18 protein-coding genes are annotated in these 23594 nt (G+C 59.0%); 10 read left to right on the top strand and 8 right to left on the bottom strand.

The window, feature by feature from the left end; translation table 11 throughout:
• Positions 1–56: 56 nt before the first annotated feature.
• A complete protein-coding gene (locus NMAG_RS04430; protein ID WP_004216719.1) occupies positions 57–2375 on the top strand; it encodes a hypothetical protein in 2319 nt (772 codons plus the stop codon).
• Positions 2376–2455: 80 nt separating this feature from the next.
• Here NMAG_RS04430 and NMAG_RS22625 read toward each other — a convergent pair whose 3' ends face one another.
• Complete coding sequence (locus tag NMAG_RS22625; RefSeq protein WP_012996443.1) at positions 2456–2590, bottom strand: DUF7503 family protein; 135 nt, start codon at positions 2588–2590, stop codon at positions 2456–2458.
• Between the two features lie 280 nt (positions 2591–2870).
• Positions 2871–5756 (bottom strand): oligosaccharyl transferase, archaeosortase A system-associated, encoded by a 2886-nt coding sequence (locus tag NMAG_RS04425; protein ID WP_012996442.1) that lies wholly within the window; start codon positions 5754–5756, stop codon positions 2871–2873.
• Positions 5757–5865: 109 nt separating this feature from the next.
• Here NMAG_RS04425 and aglG point away from each other — a divergent pair, with 109 nt between their 5' ends.
• Both aglG and NMAG_RS22740 read left to right on the top strand, forming a co-directional pair.
• Positions 5866–6798, top strand: coding sequence for a glucosyl-dolichyl phosphate glucuronosyltransferase (aglG, locus tag NMAG_RS04420; protein ID WP_004216715.1), 933 nt, complete (start codon positions 5866–5868; stop codon positions 6796–6798).
• A gap of 116 nt (positions 6799–6914) precedes the next feature.
• Positions 6915–8045 carry a glycosyltransferase family 4 protein gene (locus tag NMAG_RS22740; protein ID WP_004216713.1) on the top strand — a complete coding sequence of 377 codons (1131 nt, stop codon included), beginning with the start codon at positions 6915–6917 and terminating at the stop codon, positions 8043–8045.
• Between the two features lie 21 nt (positions 8046–8066).
• Here the strand turns inward: NMAG_RS22740 and NMAG_RS04410 are convergent, their stop codons facing one another.
• Positions 8067–8810 (bottom strand): class I SAM-dependent methyltransferase, encoded by a 744-nt coding sequence (locus tag NMAG_RS04410; RefSeq protein WP_004216712.1) that lies wholly within the window; start codon positions 8808–8810, stop codon positions 8067–8069.
• Between the two features lie 219 nt (positions 8811–9029).
• Here NMAG_RS04410 and NMAG_RS04405 point away from each other — a divergent pair, with 219 nt between their 5' ends.
• Positions 9030–9875, top strand: a complete 846-nt coding sequence (locus tag NMAG_RS04405; RefSeq protein WP_012996441.1) for a hypothetical protein — start codon at positions 9030–9032, stop codon at positions 9873–9875.
• A gap of 238 nt (positions 9876–10113) precedes the next feature.
• Entirely contained in the window at positions 10114–11553 is a 1440-nt protein-coding gene (locus NMAG_RS04400; protein WP_004216710.1) for a lipopolysaccharide biosynthesis protein, read from the top strand.
• Between the two features lie 113 nt (positions 11554–11666).
• Here the strand turns inward: NMAG_RS04400 and glmS are convergent, their stop codons facing one another.
• Entirely contained in the window at positions 11667–13481 is a 1815-nt protein-coding gene (glmS, locus tag NMAG_RS04395) for a glutamine--fructose-6-phosphate transaminase (isomerizing) (protein ID WP_004216709.1), read from the bottom strand.
• 2 nt (positions 13482–13483) lie between these two features.
• Positions 13484–14659 carry a sugar phosphate nucleotidyltransferase gene (locus tag NMAG_RS04390; protein ID WP_004216708.1) on the bottom strand — a complete coding sequence of 392 codons (1176 nt, stop codon included), beginning with the start codon at positions 14657–14659 and terminating at the stop codon, positions 13484–13486.
• Between the two features lie 216 nt (positions 14660–14875).
• On the opposite strand from NMAG_RS04390, the gene aglF reads away from it, so the two are divergent.
• The 4 genes from aglF (at position 14876) to aglJ (ending at position 20840) form a co-directional block, all read left to right on the top strand.
• Entirely contained in the window at positions 14876–15613 is a 738-nt protein-coding gene (aglF, locus tag NMAG_RS04385) for a UTP--glucose-1-phosphate uridylyltransferase AglF (RefSeq protein ID WP_004216707.1), read from the top strand.
• A 1064-nt stretch (positions 15614–16677) separates the two neighbouring features.
• Positions 16678–18057 carry a Cdc6/Cdc18 family protein gene (locus NMAG_RS04380; protein WP_004216706.1) on the top strand — a complete coding sequence of 460 codons (1380 nt, stop codon included), beginning with the start codon at positions 16678–16680 and terminating at the stop codon, positions 18055–18057.
• 66 nt (positions 18058–18123) lie between these two features.
• Positions 18124–19584 carry a UDP-glucose dehydrogenase family protein gene (locus NMAG_RS04375; protein ID WP_012996440.1) on the top strand — a complete coding sequence of 487 codons (1461 nt, stop codon included), beginning with the start codon at positions 18124–18126 and terminating at the stop codon, positions 19582–19584.
• Between the two features lie 179 nt (positions 19585–19763).
• Positions 19764–20840 carry an S-layer glycoprotein N-glycosyltransferase AglJ gene (gene aglJ, locus NMAG_RS04370; protein WP_004216702.1) on the top strand — a complete coding sequence of 359 codons (1077 nt, stop codon included), beginning with the start codon at positions 19764–19766 and terminating at the stop codon, positions 20838–20840.
• Between the two features lie 90 nt (positions 20841–20930).
• Here aglJ and NMAG_RS04365 read toward each other — a convergent pair whose 3' ends face one another.
• Positions 20931–21260 (bottom strand): hypothetical protein, encoded by a 330-nt coding sequence (locus tag NMAG_RS04365; protein ID WP_004216701.1) that lies wholly within the window; start codon positions 21258–21260, stop codon positions 20931–20933.
• Between the two features lie 149 nt (positions 21261–21409).
• On the opposite strand from NMAG_RS04365, the gene NMAG_RS04360 reads away from it, so the two are divergent.
• Entirely contained in the window at positions 21410–21619 is a 210-nt protein-coding gene (locus tag NMAG_RS04360) for a ribbon-helix-helix domain-containing protein (RefSeq protein ID WP_004216700.1), read from the top strand.
• 485 nt (positions 21620–22104) lie between these two features.
• Here NMAG_RS04360 and NMAG_RS04355 read toward each other — a convergent pair whose 3' ends face one another.
• Both NMAG_RS04355 and NMAG_RS04350 read right to left on the bottom strand, forming a co-directional pair.
• A complete protein-coding gene (locus NMAG_RS04355) occupies positions 22105–22533 on the bottom strand; it encodes a hypothetical protein (protein WP_004216698.1) in 429 nt (142 codons plus the stop codon).
• Positions 22534–22697: 164 nt separating this feature from the next.
• On the bottom strand, positions 22698–23408 hold the full coding sequence (locus tag NMAG_RS04350) for a hypothetical protein (protein ID WP_004216697.1): 711 nt from the start codon (positions 23406–23408) through the stop codon (positions 22698–22700).
• Positions 23409–23594 lie beyond the last annotated feature (186 nt).

Raw genomic sequence — 23594 nt, 5'->3', positions numbered from 1 at the left:
CCGATAGTACTCTTTTTAACAATCGGCATGAATGAGATGAGTATCCCGGAGAAGACATGACGATTGAGATCGCGGCAGTCACCGATCCGTCAGGTTCAGGGTCAGGCTCACGGTCAGGGTCAGGGCCAGGGCCAGGGCCAGGGCTCGAGTTCCACGATTCGATCGAGCAGCGGCATCTCCGCGTCGGCACGTCGACGGCGGTCTCACCGACGACAGTCGATCCACAGGAGTTCTGCTTTCCCGTCAACAAAACCTGTACGGTAACAACCGACGAACTTCGATTCGATCAACCCTACTCCGTGACAGTCCACGACGAAACGGGTCGAACCGAGTCGAACGTTGGCGTCGGAGAACAGACCACACTCGAGGACCGCCCGCAGTTCATCGGACTGAGCGGTCCGATCAAACTCTACTGTCGGATCGACACCGCGGGGACAGTTGATATCGGCCTCACGGCAGTCCGGATCGAACTCGAGCACGAGACGACAGTTACGCTCGGCGCGCGATCGCTTCACGACCGACCTGCGGGAACGATCACGACACCGCCAGACATCGAGTCGATGGCACAGGCACTCTCGGCGTTTCCCTCCGCTCTGAAGACGAGTTCACCGGAGCGGACCTGGCCAACGCTTCGCGGCCACCCGCCGCTCATCGAACTCGGCGAGACACTCGAGATCCCGGATGCGGTCAGGAAATCTGATATCGGCCCAGAGACTGGCGCCAGAATGAGGGCGGTCTCAGACACCGATGCAGCGGACACAATGGACGTGAACGCAGCGGAGACGACACCACCAGCCGCACCCGACCTCCCGGCCACCGACTCCGAAACACTGACCGACGGCATCACGATCACCGTCCCCTCACGCTACCTCACGCTCTTTCAGGCCGCGCCGCTCGCGTTCTTCCTCGGCGCGCGAATCGAGCCCGGCGACGAGCCCGCACTCGAGACGCCGACGTTTACGTACCCACTTCCGAGTGACGAGACGTTCGGCGACGAAATCGCCGACTTGCTCAAACGGTTCTTCTTCCTCGACTGTCTGACGCGGACGGAGGGCATCTTCCAGTACGATCTTCTCGAGCGCTCGAAACTCGAAACCGAGTTGCCGTTCGAACTCGAGACAGTGTACGACGAGCCACTCCCCGAGCGATTGGCGCAGTACCTCGAGGTTCCGTTCGAGCAGATTGAGGCACACGCGCCTCGCTGGCCGCTGACCGCACACGTTCCACCGGAGCCCGAGAGCATCGAGTTGTTGCCGTTTATCGTCAACGAACTGGGTATCGTGCGCCCCTCCAGCGGGGAAACACCGTCTGACCCGCCCGGAGCCGCGACAGCTGAGGCGCAGTTCGTCCGGTCGACGAGCGAAGTACCACCCGATAGTAGCAGTGGCGACCAGACACCCTCGCGCTCTCCGTCTCCCTCACCCTCCCCATCACCGGCTGCCCCGCCAGACGAATCCGCGTTCGTCGTTCCAGACGTTACCGACGAATCCGTCGAACACGCCTGGTTCGGCAACAACGTCCCGCAAAACGCCTCCAAAGCGACGATTGAAGCCTACCGGAACCAGCTAGACCGCGACACGCGAAACGACTCCATCGAACTCCTCCTCGTCTGTAACGACGCCCAGATGCTCGACGAGCACGACCTGCTCGACGACGCCTACGGGACCCGCGACGAACTCCCCTTCGAGATTGACTCCGAGTTCGGCGTCGACAGCAACCGTCTCGCGACCCTCCTTACCGAAGGCGGCTACGACTTCGTCCACTACATCGGCCACGCGACCGAAGACGGCCTGCGCTGTCCCGACGGCGATCTGGATATCCGAACACTCGAGTCGGTCGACGTTGGCGTCTTCTTCCTGAACGCCTGTCGCTCCTACCAGCAGGGGCTTGCGATGATCCGCCGCGGCGCGTTCGGCGGCGTCAGTACGTACGGCGATGTCGCAAACGAGGACGCCGTCGAAGCAGGTGAGACGATGGCCCGCTTGCTCAATCGGGGCTTCCCGCTTCGGGGTGCACTCGAGATCGCCCGGCAGAATACGGCACTCGGCGAGCAGTATCTCATCGTTGGCGATGGGTCGGCCGATATTGCGCAGTCCGACGGTGGTGCGCCCGCTGTCGTCAAACTCAATCACAGTGATACAGGGGAGTTGGACTTTTCTATTCAATCATATTCAACGAAGGAGTTCCAGTTAGGAACGGCGACTGCCTCAAACCTTCCATGTGTCGAAGATCGGCACTTGAGTCCCGGGTGCACACCGTTCTCCAGCGTTACCGAGACTGACTTGTATGAATATCTCTCTTGGAACGAGTTACCGATGCTAGTGGAAGAGACACTTTCATGGAATGATGGAATCGGTCCGTTCGGGAAAGACTGAACAGACCGCTACAGAACAGATTCAGTTCTGGTTTCAATACGACGGTGCAATTATACAGATAGCAATCTACCGTACCACGATTACGGACCAACTTGTGAGTTGGTTCCTGCGACGACCGTTCCTGCCTGGCTGAGCAAGATGCACAGCGTGAACAGTGCGCCGATCATTCGTGGGTGCTGGGCGAGGTAATCCGTCATGCTGTCAGTTACGGACATTACATTCCTATGGTTACCACCATTGGAAATAAATATATCTTATACTTTCATATGCAATGTTACAGAAATAAGTGACATGAAATTGAACGGTGATTAGCAATCGCTTCTAACGAGAAAACACAGTTGAGCAGAAACGAACAGGAATCACCCACTAATTCGGGGGAAAGAACAGCGGGAGTGCAATATGAGACGCTGATTGGAGAGTGCACCGCTCTAAAACAGCGTCCAAACAATCTGCTAGATCAGCGAACGACGCACAGCACCTCGACAATTCGTCTGCTCAGGTGTCCGTGTCCGTCTCTTCGTCTGCTGCTTCGTCGTCAGCAACGGTGTCGTCGTCCGACTCACCATCGTCATCGGCTGCCTCATCGTTCTCGTCGGCTGGATCCTCGTCCGCATCCTCGACCTCCTCGAGGTTGACGTCGATCGTTTCACCGTCGATAACTGCAGACTCCGAAACAGCCTGTTCATCCTGGTGAACGGTGAACTCCTCGCCGTCAGTCGTCGTGAGCGAGAGGACGTACTCCTCGTCGAGTGCTTCGACAGCACTGTCCGTGTAGCCATCCTCGACGCCGAGTTCGTCGTCCGTCGCGTACGGAACCGTCAGCTCGAACGCACCGTTCTCGTCGACTTCACCCTGCTGGGTGTAGTTGAACGTGGTTCCGGTGTTGGTCTCGAGTTCGAGCGAGGCGGTGACGACGTCCCCTGCGGAAACGTTAGCGTCATCGACCGTTCCGCTGAGAGTTGCACCGTCGACGCGCTCGTACGTCTTGACCGAGGCAGTCTCTCGCTGTCCGATCTCTTCGTACTCGAGATTTGGATGCTGCTGGATCTGCTGCAGTTCGAGGAGCGTGTGCTGACTCGACAGGTCCTGGTTGAGTCGAACTTGCGGCGTACCGTCTTCCGCCGTCAGCACCTGATCGGTGTCAGAGTCGATGATCGCGTAACTCATGAACTGCGTCTCGTGTTCTTCGTTTTCGTGGACGAGGCGGTAGTTCTCCATGCCGACTGCGTTGTTGAAGTACAGCGACGAGAGGACCGTATCGTCGTACGGAACGTCGTTGAACACTTCTGTGACCTCGTCACGGTCGATCTGTTCGGTTCCGTCGTAGTCCTCCGGCGTAACGTAGTGGCTGTGGTCTGGTCCGGTCCATGCAGTGATCGCCGAGAACTTGCCCGCAGCCATCGCGTCGTCGATCATCACGTATCGGATCTCGTCGTCAGCGCCCGCTGCCTGGTCGACGATGTCCTGTAGTTCTTCGTTTGTTTCGTCAGCCGGCTCCTCACCGGCAGCGATCGCGTCGAGGATCAGTTCTGCACGCTCTTCGGATTGTGCGGTCAGGAACGCCGACGACGAGTCAGCGTGGGACTGGAACGGGTTAGAGTGCGCCATGCGCTCACCCTGGACGTTTATCAGGTGACCGTAGTCCCACCAGGAGAGAACTCCGTAGGAGCCGTCAGGGTAGTCGAAGGTACCATCCTCGCCGTACTCGTAGTAGCCGTGGTAGTCGAGTTCGTCGGAACTGGTTGCATCGCCCCAGTCACCAGGTTCGGGCGTATTTTCTGTCATCCACTCGTTCGAGTCCTCCCACGTTACAGATTCTGGGTGTGGTCCTGTGTTGCCACCTGCCGCAGCCGCGTGTGAGTCTGCCATCGGTGGAAGCAACGGAACGAACAGCATCATCAAGACCAGCCCGAGGGCGATAACCTGATACGTTTCGATGTCACGGAGACTATCGAGATTGTCCGGGAGGGTCAGCCAGTTCATCGCAACAGCGACGAAGTACGCATTAAGCACGGCAACCGCCACGACGAGGTAGTAGTTGAATCGAACCTGCGTCAGCGCCATGCTGATCAGGAACAGCGACCAGACGGTAACGAGCAGATGCTCTGCGCGGAACGTGCGTCCGAGCACGGGTCGGAGAACGAGCAACGCCAGCCCGATGAGGGCACTGTAGAACGCGAGCCCGAACTCAGAGAACATGTGATCCGCAGGATCGCTCGGCGGTTGGACCTCCTGAACCGTCAGTGCCGAGGCACCGTGTCCAAACGGAACGATTCGTCCCGAGATGTTCGAGATGAGCGTGCTGTAGACATCGGGAAGAACAACCGCGAGCGCCACGATCGTGAGCACGATCGAGCCAGCGATCGCAGCGGGGTAACCACGACGGTCGAGCCCCTGTTCTTCCCACTGCCGTGCCAGAAACGCCATGAACACACAGCCACCAGCGACGAGGAGCGGGAAGATGGGCTGGAAGTAGTCGAAGCCGGTCGCACTGAATCCGGATTCTTGAATCCGAAGCGCCGTTCCTGCGGAGACGACGAGCATACTGATGACGCCAACGAACGCGATGTGATCCGGAGACCGACCGCGGAGGAAGTCCAGTGAGAGCTGAATCACGAAGAAGACGCCGAAGATACCGACGAGAACGACACCCGGCGGCCACGAGAGGATATAGAGGAGGGTCGCGAAACCGGCTAACGCGCTGTAGAGTGCAGGACGCTTGAGCGGTTCCCACTCCTTCGCCTTGACGAGTTCGTAGATCGGGCGATCCTGTTCTGCCGTGCGCAGCGCGACCATCATCGCGAGAATCGCGAGCGACATGAACAGCACCTCGGCGACGTGGTGCTGGAGTTGGCCGGCGGTAGTGCGAGCGAGGAAGGTCCCCGGCGCGAGGGCGAGAATTGCGATTCCAGCGAGACCGCCAACCGTTCCACCCAGACGGCGACCGATGTAGAACGTCGGAACGGCGACGAGTGCAGCCATTGCGGGGACCGTGATCAGGGCCGCGAGAAGGATCTGGTTCTGTGTTGGATCACCAAGTCCAATAATCATCGCGACCGTTGCGACGATGAAGTCGAACAGCGTTCCGAACTGGCCAGAGAGGTGTCCTTCCGGGAACGATGTCCACGGGTCGACGAGGATCATGTTCGGATAATTCTCGACTGCCCATTCTGTCGTCCGCCAGTGGTACCACGAGTCGACAGCCTGGAGGGAGAGACTGTCTTCGCCGTAGAATGCGTCGTAGTTCTGGAAACGAACGTAGAACATAAACGCAACCACGGCAATGATCCCAGGGATATGGTACTGCCGGCGAAGGTAAGCGTAGACGCCCGAGGTATCGGAAACCTCGGTAGAATGCTCCGCTTGCGTTTGGTTACTCATCTTGCCCTACTGAAGATGTAACGCGTCTATAAGCCTTCTGGAACGCTGACTGGTTGGGACCAGCGATGGACAGAAACCCTTTTCTCTCAATCACCGAAAGACGGCTTCAATGGAGGTCTCCGTCGTCGTCTGTACGTATTCGATGGACCGGTTCGATGTATTTTGCGAGGCCGTCGAAAGCGTACAAGACCAGACGTACGATGCCGTGGAAATCGTCCTCGTCGTCGATGGAAACGAGGATGTCTTCGACCGTGTTCGCTCGAGATTCGGCGACGATGAGACGGTTGTCTGTGTTTGCAATGACGACAACCGCGGCGTCTCGTACAGTCGAACGAGAGGCGCTGAAATCGCATCCGGTGACGTTGTCGCGTTCATCGACGACGACGCCGTAGCCGATCCAGAGTGGGTCGAACAGCTCGTTCAAACGTACGAAAGCACCGACGCAATCGCGGCAGGGGGGCGACTCGTTGGTGACTGGCGGGCGGGGAATCCGTGGTATCTTCCAGCGGAGTTCTACTGGCTCGTTGGCGTCACACACCCGAACTTTGCAACCCACCACGAGGAGGTCCGAAATACGTTCGAGTCGAACATTTCGTTCCGCCGTGACGTGTTCCTCGCGCTCGGTGGGTTCGACCCTGAGTTGGGTCCGACCAGCGACCGATATCTCCACTCCGAAGGTGCAGAGCTCTGTGCCCGCATGCAGGAGCGGTACGGGAGTGGAGTTGTCTACAATTCCAACGCAGTGGTCGAGCACAAAGTGTTCGAACATCGGATTCAGCCGAGATGGCTCCTCCGACGCGCGTTTCAGCAAGGGTATTCGAAGCGACTACTCGAGTCGATTGTCGATGATTCCGGTGGGGAAGAAGGAGCGTTTCTCAAAGAGTTGTTCACCCATAGTGTTCCCACGTACGGAGGGAAGGCGATTCGTTCTCGGTCGCTGATGCCGGTGACGACACTTCTCATGTTGCTCATTCTGACTGGGTTTGTTGGATTAGGATATCTCTATGCACTTTCCCGATCCCTCACAACGAGTGCCGAGTGAGAAAAAGTTAATTTTGAAGCAGGACGAACATAGAGGAGGCGTACATCGTACATAATGGATTTCACTCGGGTACCACGGTCTATTTATCCACGTCTTGAAAAGCACTACGCGAACTGATGTCCGAAGAGGACGTACTCGTCGTTACACATCCGCTCGCCCCAGCTAGTGAAAATCACGTCGAGTCGCTGCTGGATATCATTGCGGCGATATCGACAGTTGCGCTTGTGACCACGAATCTGCGGGACGAATCGGAGATTCGTGAAAAGTACGAGGTAAACGAGATTTCAGCGGCCGGCATGCATGACTCGATTTTCGTCGCAGCGATCCAGTTTATTTTCAACCAGTTTCGGATGTGTCATGTGGTTACCAAGCGGGAAGAGAATGTTGTCCTGTTTTTCGGAGCGACAGCGTATGTTCTCCCCATTCTGTGGGCCCGTATCGTAGGTAAAACCGTACTCCTTGAGCCCCGTGGAGATGTTCCACTGACACTTCGATTGCAGTGGGAGCAACGTGTCCCATCCAGTATCGCACGGGTGCTCGCCGGATCGGTTTGGGCACTTGAACGAGTTGGATACGCACTCTCGCACCGAATAATCACGTACACCCCCGCAATGGCAGAACAGCTCGGACTCGACCCTGCTGAGCCAACACTCCATCCTCACGGTGCACGATACGTCGATACCGAGCGATTTTCGCCGACTATTCCGTTCGAAGAACGAGACTGTGTCGTAGGATTCCTTGGTCGACTAGACGAAGAGAAGGGCATTCGAAATCTCGCAGCAGTTGCCCAAGCCGTTCCTGATGAGATAACGTTCCGATTCATCGGCGATGGTGACCTTCGTGGGTGGCTCGAAAACGAACTCGAGAGTGAAATTGAACAGGGAACGGTAGAAGTCTCTGGATGGGTCGACCACGACGAAGTTCCAGCACAGTTGAACGAGCTACAGTTGCTGATCTTGCCGTCCCAACCGACCGAGGGGCTGCCAACCGTAATCCTAGAATCGCTCGCTTGTGGAACACCAGTCTATGCAACACCGGTGTCCGGTGTACCAGATGTCGTGAAAGAAGGCAAAACCGGCTATTTGATGCGTGAATCAGACCCAGAGACGATCGCGAGCCGAGTAAGCCAGATTCAGCGAGACGAGAAATTAGCAACCGTAAGCGAAAACGGACGAACACTGATCGAACAAAAGTTCAGTTTCGAAGGTGCTGTTGAACGATACCGACGGATACTCGAGTCGCTCTAATTTCGTGGAGGCAGACGGTCACTATCGTTTCGTAAGCACCGAAACCCGCCGACTCCAGCTGGTTCGCAATCCAAACACGGTATCTAACAGTGCGACGAGACGCGACCGTTGGTATGGCGTTAGCGCAGCAGTGTCAATTGGCTCAAACCCGTAGTACTCGAGTAACTCTATGAGAGCACCGTAGGTCGGTGCATGGACGTGATTGACTGGCTTGTGCTTCTTGTAGACTGGTAAGACGCCGGTCGCTCGTTGCTGGGATAGTTCGACGTTTCGAGGTTGGTGTCCCGTCAGCAGTGCGAATCGATTGATCCAACTAGCCAGGTTAGGTGTCGTCACCCAGAACCAGCCGTTCCTCAGGACGCGGCGTACTTCTTCGAAGAGATTGTCATAGTAACGAAGATGTTCTAGAAGACCAAATGAAAGAACAAGATCGACTGTTGAATCACCCAATGGCAACGGATCCTCCTCAATATTCGTATCAAAGACAGTTATACCCCTCTCGGATGCAATCTCGCGCATTTCGGAATCGATGTCGATGCCGTAGACCACGTCTGCACCGAGATATTCGCCGAGAGCGGTCACAAACGCGCCACGGTTACAACCAATATCGAGGATGACCTCAATCGAGTTCTGGTGGTTCTTGAGTATCTCTATCTGACCCAGTATATCATCAATGGACTGTAGCGTAGAATTTGATTTGAGATCCTCGTGAGAGATGTGGCGCTGAAATGAGGGGGGTAGCGAATCCGAAATAGTGGGATCCATACTGAGGAGGTTAATATCAAACCAGTATAGAGGTTTCGTATATTATTAGATAGGGCTCTGTTAAGGTGTTCGAGATTACTGCGAAGGTGTCGACACTAGTAAATTATAGCGTGCTAGCAATTGATCGGAGTCGCTAGCATAGCTTGATAAGGAATATACACCTCCAATTAGAACCGGCAACCAGTCGACGGGTACGATACGGCTCCGCATAAATTTACCATGTCCATACGATCAATATCGGCTCTTCTTCAAAAGGTGTGGCAGAGAATCAAAAAGCTCGGTGCCAGCCACGTTCTCTATCGGTCGCTTGAATATGCCGCACTCCAGACAGCAGTTACGTCTCGGTCCTATTGGCATACCACTCCTTCCCTGTACAGGATAAAAAATTGTCGTGGTTACAGAAAGTACGATGTTCCGATAAAACCACTTGAGCGGTTGTACGTCGATCCAGACGCGATCACAACCTTCTCACCTCGAATACGATCTCGACGGGAAAGTCTCTACGACATTGGAGCCATACAGAACGGAGACTGGGACCAAAAGGAAGTCGGCGTCGAGACAGAGATGGTTTCGGAATATATTGATGAGACAATACTCTACGAGTCACTAGAAAGTCACTTTGTCAACGGTATTGACTGGACGGAAACCAAACTCTACGAGGCACTGCAGGAGCACGTCAGTGAAGGGACCGAGGTATGGCATGGCTGTACAACCGTAGCTGACATCGACCGTCGATGCCAGCGACTCGACTCGCTTTACGAATCAATAGCTACACACGGGTATAGAACCCAGTCCGAACTCAGAGAGCCGAACCCATCGTTCGACGAGCCGTTCGGTTTCCTGAACGAACGCATAAACGAAATTTCGATTGACATCGCTCGAGATGGGGAGATGATGCTACTCGATAATCGACACCGGCTGATAATCGCCCAGTTGCTTGATTTGGATCGGGTTCCAGTCTCAGTGATCGTCAGACACAAAGAATGGGTAGAACAGTGCGAGGAACATTACCAAAACAGGGACATGCTTGACCATCCCGACTATCGATACTGGCTCGATAATTAATAGCTGGTGATTGTAGCACATCCATTGTTTGAGCATGGCCTCCTTCTACTTTGATATCGGCAGGCAGCACCGCTGTGCTGGCAGCCATTTCTGGCCTGATTTCTCACCGAAGTTGCTCATCCGTACGCGGTAGACGTCATAAGCTAATAACAGGTATTTTATGGTGGTGCTGATTACAACGATACTAGCTGTAATGTGCCCTCATACGACTGGATAGCACGATCTCAACGTGTGTAATATGCGAATTGGCCAAACCTCCTTCATCGTCTTCGTCTCTAAATTTGCAAAAGCAGCCCTTGGCTTCGTCGCGACGATCTACTTCGCTCGAGTACTCGGCGCTGAGATCCTTGGCTATTATGCGTTAATTCTCGCACTCGTCGCATGGCTCGAACTCGGCGGAAAGATCGGCATCTCGTCGGCGATAACGAAGCGCCTGAGTGAGGGCGAAGAGCAGTCTGCGTACTTTACCGCAGGTGCGATCGCTATCGGAATCCTTGCGGCTGTGCTTTCGGTCGGCGTCATCGTCTTTCGAGATGCGGTCAACGACTACGTCGGAGTGGAAGCCGCAGTGTTCGTCGTCTTCTTGCTCGTCCTCAAACTCGTTCACTCGCTTCTGACTGCCGTTCTACAGGGTGAGCACCTGGTTCACATATACGGACTCCTCGATCCGTTGAAGACAGGCTCGCGAGCCGTCATCCAGATTGGCCTCGTGTTCGCCGGCTTCGGGCTTACGGGGATGATCGTCGGCAAGGGAGTCGGCATCTTGATCGCGTCACTGGTTGCGCTGGTATTTGTCTCGGTTACGCTCGCACGGCCCTCGACTGAGCACTTCCGTAGTCTCTTCGACTACGCGAAGTACTCGTGGCTCGGGAATCTCGAGTCGAGATCGTTCAACGACGTGGACATCGTTATTCTCGGTGCGTTAGTCTCCCCCGCACTCGTCGGGATCTATTCGGTCGCCTGGAGCATCGCGAAGTTTCTCACTGTATTTGGCACAGCAGTGAAAGCGACGCTGTTTCCGGAACTAAGCGTTGCGGACGCTGAAGGTGACAGTGAAACGGTTTCTGCACTCGTCAGCGATGCACTCACGTACGGCGGGTTAGTCATCATTCCCGGATTGTTCGGTGCGATACTGCTCGGCGATCGATTGCTTCTGCTGTACGGGTCGGAGTTTGTCCAGGGAACTGCCGTCCTCGGCGTGTTAATCGTCGCGACACTGGCTCGTGGCTACCAGAAGCAACTCGTCAACGTGCTCAACGGAATCGACAGGCCAGATGTCGCATTCAGGGTCAACGCGGTCGCCATCGTTGCGAACGTCGTGCTCAACGTCGTGCTGATCGTCTGGCTCGGCTGGCTCGGTGCAGCGATCGCGACCGCACTGTCCGCAACGATCGGGTTGTCACTCTCGCTTCGCGAACTCCACCGGCTCGTTGCGTTCGACATTCCGTACGGTGAGCTTGCCCGGCAGCTCAGTGCAGCCGTCGTAATGGCAGCAATCGTGTTCGGAGGCCAGAACGCCATCGAAGCGACCGGAATCCTCGAGCAGAACGTGGTGATACTCGTCCTCCTCGTTGCGGTCGGAGCTGGCACGTACTTTACGACGCTGTTCACGATTTCGCGTCGGTTCCGATCCACGGTCGTTGCAAATTCGCCGGTTCGGATTCCGCTCGTGTCCTGAGAGTTCACGCACTTCACATACTTCTTGGCCCCGATTCTCACGAACAACTATCGGTGAGTCAGAAGGCAAGGTCAGACGGTAAAGTCAGACAGAGAAACGGATATGGGTGCGCCTTACTCGACAGTCACACTCTTCGCCAGATTCCGCGGCTTGTCGATCGGTCGACCCTGCAGATCCGCGATGTAGTACGCGAACAGTTGCAGATAGACGTTCGCCACGAGTGGCGTCGCGGTTCCAAGTGATGGCACCTCGAACGTAACGTCCAGCGCGTTCGTCTCGACCGTTCCGTCGACGATACCGATCGCGGGCGAGCCGCGAGTCTGTGCTTCGGCAACGTTATTGAGCGTCTCTGCCGGTCGCGTTCCCTCGGTCAGGACGGCAAGGAGTGGCGTCTCATCAGTAACGAGTGCGAGCGGGCCGTGTTTCAACTCGCCTGCAGCGAACCCCTCCGCATGGTCGTAGGCGATTTCTTTCAACTTGAGTGCGCCCTCGAGTGCAACCGGATAGCCGTAGGTCCGGCCGACGAAGAAGTACGCCGAGGCGTCGACGTAGGTTTCGGCCGCCTCGCGGACTGTCTCGGCTTCGTCGAGCACCTGCTGGACTGCGCCGGGGAGGCCGCGAAGGTCTGCGAGTGCACTCCGAGCGTCGGCCGCCGAGAGCGTGCCGCGTTCTCGGGCAACGAAGATCGAGAGCAGTGCGAGGGTCGTGACCTGCGAGGCGAACGTCTTGGTCGCAGCGACGCCGATTTCCGGGCCTGCACGGATAAAGAGGCTGTCGTTGGCCTCCCGCGTGACCGTGCTACCGAGCGTGTTCGTCACTGCGAGCGTCCGCACGCCAGCGCCGTTGGCGCGGCGCAGCGCGCTGAGCGTGTCGGCCGTCTCGCCGCTCTGGGTGACGGCGACAGTAAGCGTCCGCCAGGGGTCGCGGCCGCCGTTGAACGTGTACTCGCTCGCGAGTTGGGCCGACGCGCGCACGTCAGCGACGCTCTCGAGTAGCCCTGCCGCGTACTGGGCGGCGTAGTACGAGGTGCCACAGGCGATGAGCTGGATCTCCTCGAGTGACTCCAGGAATCCGGGCGGGAACTCGAGGTCGAGGTCGGCGGTTCCGTCGTCGAGGTTCACGCGTCCCGAGAGCGCCTGCCGGAGCGCGGTGGGCTGTTCGTGGATTTCCTTGAGCATGTAGTGGTCGTAGCCGCCCTTTTCGGCGGCGTTGGCGTCCCAGTCGACGGTTTCGATGGGGCGGTCGACAGGGTCCCCATCCTGTGTGATCGTCACTTCGCCGTCGTCCAGAACGACAACGTCGCCGTCCTGTAGGTACGTGACATCGCGCGTGTGCTCTAAGAACGCGGTGACGTCGCTGGCGAGGAAGGCAGTTCCGTCGCCGTGGCCGACGACCAGCGGACTCTCGTGGCGCGTCGCGACGATTCGGTCTGAACCTGCCTCGACGGCGGCGATTGCGTAGCTCCCCTCGAGTTCGTCGACGACGGACTCGAGTGCCGACTGGAGATCGTGGCCCGCTTCGAGTTGTTGTTCGAGCAGGTGTGGGACAACCTCGGTGTCGGTGTCGCTCGTAAACTCGTGGCCGTCTGCGATGAGCTCGTCCTTGAGGGCCGCGTAGTTCTCTATGATGCCGTTGTGGACGACGGCGACCTCGCCCGTCATGCCCGTGTGCGGGTGGGCATTGGTATCGGTCGGCGGGCCGTGGGTCGACCAGCGCGTGTGGCCGATGCCACAGGTTGCACTCGAGACGGACGGCACGTCGAGGCCGCTGACTTCGCCTTCGCGTTTGGTGATGGCCAGGTCGGCGGAGTCGCGGTCGACGAGCGCGATGCCTGCCGAGTCGTAGCCGCGGTAATCGAGGTTTTCGAGTCCGTTGTGGACGATCGATCCGACGGGACCGTCACCGACGTAGCCGACGATTCCACACATGATTACCCCCTCCTGACGACCGCATCGGGTTCGATTCGACCGGTGACGTGTGCGCCGGCGTCGACGACGGCATCGTCGCCGAGGACGGTTCCGGGATCGACGGTGACGCCGCCGCCGAGGGTGGCGTTGTCCCCGATTACGCCGCCGAAGTCGACGTCTTCGTGGACCTCGCCGTCGACGACAACGGTACTCGTTCCGCCTGCGATCGTCGTGTTCGCACCGATTCTGGCGTTGCTCGCGACGATGGCGTCCCGGACGACGGCACCGGATTCGATGACTGCGTCGGGAAAGACGACCGCGTTCGAGACGACCGCGTTCGGCTGAATCGTGACGTTGTCACCGAGCGCGGTGCTACCGCCGACGGTCGCGTTGGCACCCAGTGAGACGGCGGTCCCGATCGCCGTGTCCGTCGCAACCTCGCCCTCGAGTGTCGACTCCTGCGTGGTTTCGAACTCGTCGTCGCCGAGAATCGCCGCGTTGACGTCGAGCAGGTCCCAGAGATAGGAGACGTCGAGCCAGATGTCGTGCTCCTGAACGGCGCTGGCGGACCGATCAGCGAGGATGGTCTCGAGTGTCGTCGTGATTGCGAGCTCGCCTTCTTCTGTCGGCGTTTCCCGGATCGCTTCGAAGATGTCGTTCGCAAAGCCGTAGACGCCCGCGTTAATCAGTTCTGAACGGGCGGGGGCGATCGGCTTTTCGGTGATTCCGGTGACGCGGTTGCCCTCGAGGGAGACGACGCCGTAGTCGCTCGCGTGAGCCGATCGGGTGACCGAGAGGACGGGACGGTCGGCGTCGGTTGCGACCGCGTCGCGGACCTGCGAGACGAGTGCGGGATCGACGATCCGGTCGCCGTTGAGCACGAGGAACGGGCCGTCGACGACCTCCTCGGCCTGCAAGACCGCATGGGCGGTCCCGAGCTGTGTCTCCTGAACGACGTACTCGATGTCGACGTCCCAGTCGTCGCCGTCGCCGAAGTAGTTCCTGATTCGTTCCTGTCGGTAGCCCACGACGAGGACGATGCGATCGATACCGGCACCCGCGAGTGCCGAGACGACGTAGTCAAGTATCGGTCGGTTCGCGACCGGAACCATGGGTTTCGGTCGTCGGTTCGTTAGTGGATCGAGCCGACGACCCTCACCAGCCGCAAGTACGACGGCCGGCACGGTCTCTTCGCTCATAGATGCTCTTGCCCGAGTGTCCTTGAATAACTGCTGGTAGGCAGGCTCAGGGTGACAGACCACGACCGAGATTTGCATCGGTCTGTCTCGTGAGTGAATCGTGAATGAAGAACGGTCTCCGGTTGTACACCAGCACCACCAAAAGAGGAGCACCGATAAAACTGGACAATCACGATGCCCGAAGACATATAGGACTTCCATCGGATCACTAGCTATATGCAAGCAGTCGTACTGGCCGCGGGCAAGGGAACCCGCCTCCGGCCCCTGACCGAGGACAAACCGAAGGTCCTCGTCGAAGTCGACGGAACGCCGCTTATCGAAGATGTCTTCGACAATCTTCTCGAGATCGGTGCGACGGAGTTCATCGTCGTCGTCGGCTATCAGAAAGAGCAGATCATCGAACGCTACGGCGACGAGTACGAGGACGTCCCGATCACCTACGCCCACCAGCGCGAGCAACTGGGTCTGGCCCACGCCATCCTGCAGGCAGAACCGCACATCGACGACGACTTCATGCTCATGCTCGGGGACAACATCTTCCGGGGCAACCTCGGCGACGTAGTCAACCGCCAGCAAGAGGAGCGAGCCGACGCAGCGTTCCTCGTCGAAGAAGTCCCCTACGAGGAGGCCTCGCGCTACGGCGTCCTCGATACGAACGAGTACGGCGAGATCGTCGAAGTCGTCGAGAAGCCCGACGAACCCCCATCGAACCTCGTCATGACCGGCTTCTACACCTTCACCCCCGCGATCTTCCACGCCTGCCACCTCGTCCAGCCCAGCGACCGCGGCGAGTACGAACTCCCCGACGCGATCGACCTCCTCATCCAGTCCGGCCGAACGATCGACGCAATTCGTATGGACGGCTGGCGCATCGACGTCGGCTATCCCGAAGACCAGGAGACTGCCACGGAGCGTCTCCAGGGGGACTCACCAGTGGCCAGCCAGACTGAGTGAGCGGACGCACAACCGTACTCGAGTAGAGTTACCGATCTCTCCTTGCAGACGGCACGACAGCCAGGGTTCTGAATGACGGCGTCATCTTCGCCGTGAGGGTTGTTTCGAGACGAGGAGTACTCGAACGACGAATACTGACGCCCCCACACCGGATTTCAGATGAAATGCAGCGGACGTGAGGGGTGGGGTAAGGGGTGGGGTGTGAGGTGGAGATTGTGGTAGAGTCGGACGCAGATGCCGAATATTGGCATCAGGGGCGCTCAAATGCGGATATCTGAGCGGTAAGATGTCGACAAATTTGAAACATTATTATAACTATTACTATACAGGTTATCTAGTACTACTACTAGTCCAGTAGAAAGAAGTAACAGACGACAATGACAGGGATACCGAAATTCACAGAGTGGAATAGTGTTTGATTTATATGTCACCAGATGACTGTCCAAGCATTGTAGATGTGGATCCACTCACTCGGAACACCGGGTTTCAGATGATTTCAGTGGCAACCGACACGCTGTTCTCCACTCGTCAACAGCTTCTGTCCAGGTCCTTCTTCTATCAGGCCGTTCCCCTGTTCTGCTACTCGTGCTCCCACAGCACTATTTCGTCACCCCTTGTTCTACAGCATTATTTTACCACACCTTGTTCTACAACGCTATTTCGACACTCCTTGTTCTACAGCACTAGCTCGTCACTCCTTCTCCCCACCATACCACCGGGCCATCTCGGGAATTACATCTGAAATCCGGTGTGGGTCTCCCGTCTTCGCCGTCACAACTCGAGTCCCACCACCTCAGCTGTCCACCGACCCCCACCTCATCCACTCACGAAATCATTTGAAACCCGGTGTGGGTCTCCCCTCTCCAACAGCCACCAGCGGAACCAGCACCACACTGTGGCCCCAATTCATCTGAAATGCGGTGTCAGTCTCGCCGTATCGACCACATCCAACAGTTAGGTTGCCGTATTCCGCTCGTGTGACACGAGAGGAGTACTCGAGTCCCTCTCGTTCGAAGATCGGTGAGAAAGAAAGAACTAAACCGAATTCATTTGAAAGGCGGTGTATGACACTGTCGACGGAGGGGGGAGCAACGCTCGGCGAGTTCGCGGCCGAGCACGGGGCGGTTGCTCACTCTCGCTCTGAATCTCGCGACGATCCGCTGGCGGTTCTCGACGAAGAGGATCGCATTTTCGCGAACGAGGATCTGCTGCGGATCGATCACGTGCCCGATCAGAACAAGATCGTCGGGCGGAACAATCAGATCGAAACCGTCGCGCGGCGACTGAAGCCGACGATTTCTGGTGGGACGGGGAAGGGAACACTCCTGCTCGGCAAGTCCGGTTCGGGAAAGACACTCGTCACTCGCTACGTCAGCCGAGAAGTCGTCGAACGCGGCGAGGAGAACGACGTCAGGATCGGTCGCGCGGTTATCGACTGCGCCCAGCGCCGTTCCGAGGTCCAGACCGTCATCCACCTCGCAAAGCGACTCAACGAGCCAGAGGAAACCGGGATCACAATTCCGCATTCGGGTATTGCAACGGGAGCGTACTACGACCGCCTGTGGCAAGTCATCGACGAACTGTACGATGCGATCATCGTCGTGTTAGACGAAATCGACCGGCTCGCGCCCCCAGACGACGTCCAGAACGTCCCACCGGAGGACGCCGACGACAGCAAACTCCTGATGCAACTCTCCCGGGCCGGCGAGGAGAACGACGTCGACGCGAGCATCACGGTCATCGGGATCAGCAACGATCTCAAGTACGGCGATCGGCTTGACACTCGCGTCGAGAGTTCGTTCTCACCGGACGAGATCGTTTTCCCGGCTTACGATGCGAACCAGCTCGGTGATATCCTCACTCGACGGCGTGACGCCTACCGAGATGACGTCCTCTCGGATGATGTAATCCCGCTCTGTTCAGCCTTCTCTGCCCAGGAACACGGCGACGCCCGACGGGCGATCGACCTCTTCCGACTCGCCGGCGAGGTCGCACGGGACAACGACGCCGACTGCGTTCGCGAGGAACACGTCCGCGTCGCGAACGACGACGCCGAAGTCACGCGTATTCAGGATCTAATCCGTGGCTGCCCGACACAGGCAAAGATCGCTATCGCCGCGCTCGCGACGATGGACGAATTTACCGACCGGTCGGCGTTCAAGGCGACGGAGATGTACCGCGTCTACCGGGCGTTTGCAGAAGCGATCGACGCGAACGTCCTCGGGAAGAAGCGAATTACGGACCAGTTGCGCGAGTACGAAACGCTGAAGATCATCGACATGAAGCGGACGAGCGACGGCTATCGGGAGGGAACCTACCTTCAGCTCTCGCTGCTCGACGACTCGAGTCTCATCCTGCAGACGATCGGCCTCGACGACCGGTGTGCGAAGATTCCGATCGACGCGCGGATGCGCCGACAGATGGAGACGATTCTCGACGGCTAACTGCCGTCTTCCCGATCCAAAAACGACTAATCGCAGTCGCTCGTCTGCTCGCGTACGACTACCAGTATGCACGTCTCTATCATCGGCAGCGGCTACGTCGGAACGACGATCGCCGCCTGCCTCGCGGACCTCGGCCACGAGGTCGTCAACGTCGAAATCGACGAGAGAATCGTCGAGACGATCAACGCCGGCGAGGCACCGATTCACGAGTCCGGACTGGCAGAGCGGATCGCCGAACACGCCGGTCCTGATGCCGACCACGACGGTTCCGATGCAGAACACGCCGGTCCTGATGCCGACCACGACGGTTCCGATGCAGAACACGCCGGTCCCGATGTCGACCACGACGGTCCCGACACCGACCACCACGGCCCCGATGGTTCCAATGCGAGCGGGAACCTGCGCGCGACGACCGACTACGCCGACGTTCGCGAGACTGACGTCACGTTCCTCTGTCTCCCGACGCCACAGGCCGAGGACGGCAGTCTCGACCTCGCGCCGATGCGTGCCGGCTCGGAGTCACTCGGCCGCGCACTCGCAGAGAAATCAAACGAGGACGACCACCTCGTCGTCGTCAAGAGCACCGTCCTCCCCGGCACCACCGAAGACGTCGTCGGCCCCATCCTCGAGCGCGAGTCCGGCATCGCGATCGGTGAGGGTCTCGATCTCGCGATGAACCCCGAATTCCTGCGGATGGGAACCGCCGTGCAGGACTTCCTCGAACCCGACAAGGTCGTCGTCGGTGCGACGAGCGACGCCGCTGCTGCGACGCTTCGCGACCTCTACGCGCCCATCCTCGAACGCGAGGAAACGGACCTTGTCGAAACCGACGTGCGCGAGGCCGAACTCATCAAGTACGCGAACAACGCATTCCTCGCGTCGAAGGTCTCACTGGTGAACGAACTCGGCAACATCGCCAAGGAGTACGGCGCTGACGCCTACGAGGTCCTCGAGGCGGTCGGTCTCGACGACCGCATCTCGGCCCGCTTCATGCGGTCGGGACTCGGCTGGGGTGGCTCCTGTTTCCCCAAGGACGTCGCCGCGCTTCGGGCCGGCGCTCGCGAGCAGGGCTACGACCCCGACTTGCTCGACGCCGTCGTCTCAGTCAACGACGAGCAACCAACCCGGCTGGTCTCCCTGCTCGCAGACCACGTTTCACTTGATTCCGCGCGGATCGCCGTCCTGGGACTCTCGTTCAAGCCCGGCACCGACGATATCCGCAAGTCCCGCGCGCTCGACGTGATCGACGAACTCCAAACGCGTGGTGCGACCGTCGTCGCCTACGATCCGGTCGCGATGGACAACGTCAGAGAGCAGTACGGGGAGACGCGATTCGACGGGGCACTCGAGTTCGCTGCCTCATCGGCGGATGCCCTGGCCGATGCGGACGGCACAGTCGTTGCAACCGATTGGCCGGAGTTCGACGAGCTGTCGTTCGATGGAATGGCGCAGCGAGTGGTCGTCGACGGCCGGCGGATCGAGGTTGATGCGCGCGACCTCGAGGTGTACGAGGGTCTGACCTGGTAGCGAGGTCGAGATCGAGGTTGAGGTTGAGGTTGAGGTCGAGGTCGGTATTGTCGGGACCAAAAACGAGCGGCATAGTGGTGTCGTGGCGCCGGCCCGCGACAGCAAACCAGCGGCGACGATGGCGACACCAAACCAGCGTATCAGTATCCTTTTGCATACCGCACGACGAGTGACGAGCGATGGAGTATGACGGAACTCGTGCAGAGTCGGTCGATCCGGCCTCCGAGACCGGAGGCGTGCTCACCATGACCGACGAGCGGCGCGAGATTTCGGCCGAGGACGTCTGCATCCTCATTCCAACCCTCGACGAAGCGGCGACGATCGGTGACGTGGTCGACGACTTTCAGGAACTCGGCTATACGAACGTCGTCGTCATCGATGGCGGCTCGACGGACGACACTCGCAAGATTGCCCACGAACACGGTGCACAGGTACTGACCCAGTCCGGCGAGGGCAAGGGGCAGGCGGTCCGCGAGGCAGTGTCCTACATCGACGTGCCCTACGTCCTGATGCTCGACGGCGACGGCACGTACGATCCGACGGACGCAGAGACGATGCTCGAACCACTCGCCCGGGGCTACGAGCACGTCATCGGCAACCGATTCGCCGACATGGACGACGACGCGATGAAGGCGTTGAACGGCGTCGGGAACCGCCTCATCAACCGCTCGTTCCGGTTCATTCACGGTGCGGACTACGAGGACATCCTCTCTGGGTACCGCGCGTTCACCGTCGATTCGTTCAACCGACTCTCACTCGACTCGGACGGCTTTACGATCGAGACCGAACTCGCCGTCGAGTGTGTGAAACACGGCGTCGAAACCACGGTCGTCCCGGTCAGTTACAGCGCTCGCCCGGAGGAATCAGAGACGAACCTCCACCCGATCAAAGACGGCGGGACGATCATCCTCGCACTGTACTCGCTCGCGAAGACGAACAACCCGCTGTTTTACTTCGGGAGCCTCGGCGTCGGTGGCATCGCAGCAGGTGGCGCAATTGCGACCTACGTGCTCTGGCGCTGGCTCCAGTACGGCGTTGGCCACGAGATTCTCGCGCTCGTCTCCGCCGCCGCCATCTTGCTCGGCGTACAGCTACTCATGTTCGGCGTCCTCTCGGACATGCTCGTGACCTTACATCGCGAGCAGCGTCGACGACTCGAACAGATTACGCGAAACGCACGCGATCAGCGTCCGGCAAACGAGTCGGATCGCGCCTTCGAGTACGAAGACGAAGGCAGCGAGCAGCGCGACGAGTAGTCGAACGACGGTCCCATCTCTCTTCTCTGGGGACATTTGTCCGATACGTATCGCGTTCACCGCCCGACGACAGCGTGCAGGAACAGAGACTCAGAACGGCAGCATCGACCGGACCTGTTGAAACATCCCACCCGAATGCTCCTGGCGATACTCCTCGAACGGCTGGTGCAACTCGTTCAGTAGCTGTTGTCTCGAGCGAAACTCGCGCGCCTGGACCTCGTCGAGCATCTCGCCCAGCGCCACGTCGTTCCCGTGGACGTCGTACGGAATTCGCTCGTGGCCGAGCTCTGCTGCGACGTCGTCTTTCGTTGCCGGAAACGAGAGGTCTGCAGTTCGGAGGTGCGCATCGACAGCGGCGATTCCAAACTCCACACTCTCCGGGTCGTCGTCGTCTCCGCTCGATGGTGGCCGGACTCCCATACCATGGTGTAGACTGCCGGAATATAAAAACCGCTACGGAGTTCGTGCGGTTTTCCGGACTGAATTGGATGTGTTATGGTTCGAATGCAGAAACCGGAGACATCTCTCGGTGGCGATACGCATTTGACGCCCGCGACGGAGTATCGACTATGACCGAGTACACGACGGTTTCGATCCCGAAGGATCTCGCCAACCGAGTCGACGAAACCATCGAAGGAACGAGCTTTCAGAGCACGAGCGACCTCGTCCGGTTCCTGCTGCGAAGCATCGTCATCCAACACCAGAAACAGGGCGAACTCACGGAGGCGGAGTTCGAAGAGATCACCGAACAGCTTCGTGGGCTCGGGTATCTCGAGTAGTCCTTGTGCGCACCGAAGAGAGTGTGGGGGGGGCGGAGGGGGGCGAACAGCGCTCGGCAATGCTATTTTCCGACTCGAGACTGTATTCCCACACGGAGGTCGACCGAATCATGCCACACGTTCCGAGCTTCCCATCGTCAGACCGTGATGAGGAGGACGAACGCAGCGAGACGGGACGTCGGGGTATCATCGACCGAATTATCGGCGGCGGCGTGCCGAGTGGCGGTTGACGTTGTCGCCAGCGGCTGGTGAGACTGCTGTACAGCGGCTGATGGCGGTCGTCGTCGTTGCTGTTGTTGTTGTTGTTGCTGTTGCTTTCGCTGCCGCTGCTGCTGCTGCTGGTGTCGTTCTCACCACTGCGGCCACAAATCGACTATTTTACGGAGTATGAGTGTTGTCGGAGACACAGATCGTTGGTCTGCTTACCGTCTCGGCGGACGCGTTTGCATCTTCGACCCGTCAACTTCTGCGGTCAGCGCCTGCGGTTAGCCGGATAGCGACTGCTCTGGGGGCTCGGCGTCGATAATCTCGAGTGGCTTGCGGTTCCCCGACCGGTCGAACGCACCGAAGGAATCCTCGTCGTCCGTCCACGGCGGCACCGCGACGAAGACCACCTGTGCGAGGTCGTCGCGTTTCGTCACCTCGAGTTCCCGCAGCGGGTGCGAGACGAACCGGCCCTGGGCCTGCCGCGCAGGTGTCGAGAGATCGACCCCAAAGACAGCGTTGATCGCGTTCCCGGGATCGGGGAGGTAAAAATCGGTGAAGACGGGCGTGTCTGGCGGGATCGCGCCCGCACCGCCACCCGCAAGCTCGCCCGCGGGCGTCACCGAGACGCCAGTAGTCACGCGGTCCGGGTCGGCATCACTGGCGAGATCAAGCAGGACGTCAACGAGCGCGCGGGTGATGTATACCATGTCGGCGGCATCTACGTGGAGCGCGTAGTTAGATGTACGCCCCGGCAAACCCAGACCCGAACCAGACCCGAGTCCAGGCGCAGACCCAGGCCTATACCCAGGCACAGATCCAACCCCAAGTCCAGCCCAAAACTCCCCGACGAGAACCGTGGGCACCCGTCGTACTACACCGGCAACAACCGCCACACCGCACCAGCGTACACCCGCGGTGCACCACGCCGGGCGTTCAACAGTGCCTCCTCGAGTGCAACCGCTGCGGACTCGGTGACTCCTGCGCCGTGGCCGACGAAGACGCGCTCGGGGGCGAACCCGCTCAGGGCGTCCGTCGGTGGGACGGGTCTGAGCATCGGATGGACACCGAGGCGTTCGTCACCGGCGAGGAAGTACGAGACCGTGCCGACTGCTTCAGGGACGAGCAGGGTTCCGCGTTCGGGATCGTAGATCGCAACTTCCTGCCAGAATCGGTTGTTGACCACCGTATGGGCCTCGAATCCGGTATCGGAGAGTTCGCTGGAGAAGCGTGCGACCGGGGCATCGATCTCGTCCGAGACGCCCTCGTACGCGGCCGGCAGGTAGACCGGTACGTCGTGGCGGTTCGCGATCGCTGCTGCGTCGCGCGTATGTCGGTCCAGCAGGACGACCACGCCGGCGACCTCGCCGTACTCGGCGAGCAACTGGTCGAGTCCCTCCGCGTCGACCGGGTCGAAAACCCAGACATCCTTGCCCGACGCGCTCCGGGTCTGATCGCTGTCGACGACGAGGGCGTGGCTCGCACGCTGCATGCGCTCGTCGGGATGGGCGATCCAGCCGACACCACCATCGAAGCGGTCGATCACCTGAAACTCGCTTGCGCGTTCGTCGACGCGAAATGCCATGCTGGTCGCTACGGGCGGTCGTCACATAAACGTGACAGGCAACTACCGTGGACAGTTGTTCTTTCGTCGCCCGCACTCCACTCCTGCAATCCCACCGCCCGCACTCCACTCCTGCAATCCCACCGCCCGCACTCCACTCCTGCAATCCCACCGCCCGCACTCCACTCCCGCAATCCCACCGCCCGC

The sequence above is a fragment of the Natrialba magadii ATCC 43099 genome (assembly GCF_000025625.1).
Taxonomy (GTDB): domain Archaea; phylum Halobacteriota; class Halobacteria; order Halobacteriales; family Natrialbaceae; genus Natrialba; species Natrialba magadii.
This window is presented reverse-complemented; position numbering and strand designations above follow the sequence as displayed.